This window comes from Bartonella sp. AA81SXKL (assembly GCF_042196945.1).
GTDB lineage: Bacteria > Pseudomonadota > Alphaproteobacteria > Rhizobiales > Rhizobiaceae > Bartonella.
Map to the genome: position 1 here is coordinate 1 of NZ_JBHIRH010000324.1, position 627 is coordinate 627.

Consider the following 627-nt stretch of genomic DNA (forward strand, 5'->3'; position numbering starts at 1 on the left):
CAAGTAATTTTTATGAATTTCTCTGTAAAAGAATTATGGAACATGCAGGGGAAGATTCATGAAAACCTATACCTTAGATGATGTTACAGTATTAGTTGATAAATATGAAGGTGATATTGTTAATTTTGCTAGCAAAGATAAGGAGGTTGATGATCTCGTGATTGAAAAAGCTGAGGAAATTCTTGGTTTGCAATTCACATCTTCCTATAAAGTTTTTTTAAAACATTATAAAGGCGGGGACATTGGTGGTTATGAAATCTATAGGCTTTATAAGGAGTGTGGAGAAGATATTCCTTTTGATGATATTGTTTTTCAAAACTTAAATGATAGAAAACGTGGTTTCGCAACACCAGAACAGCTTATCGTTTGTGATGCTGCTTTTGGTGAAACCTTTTATTTTGATTATACGCAGTTTAGGGATGGAGAATGCCCACTTTATGTCATGCTTCCATCTGAGGATTGCGAATATTATGCCAGTAATTTTTATGAATTCCTTTGCAAAAGAATTAAAGAAAGCGTGGGAGAAGAGATACCTGAAGGTGACCAACCAATTGAAAAGATTGAGAACACTCCCACTCCGCAACCTATCCCTTTTTACAAGAGTTTTTGGAAAAAACTATGGAAGAG

The 627-nt window shown here is 34.6% G+C and carries 1 protein-coding gene; it reads left to right on the plus strand.

Translation table 11 applies throughout. The annotated features are described in order from the left end of the window. Positions 1-58: 58 nt before the first annotated feature. Positions 59-627, plus strand: a 569-nt coding sequence (locus ACFINZ_RS11450; RefSeq protein WP_375701574.1) for an SMI1/KNR4 family protein, incomplete at its 3' end; no start/stop codon positions are given.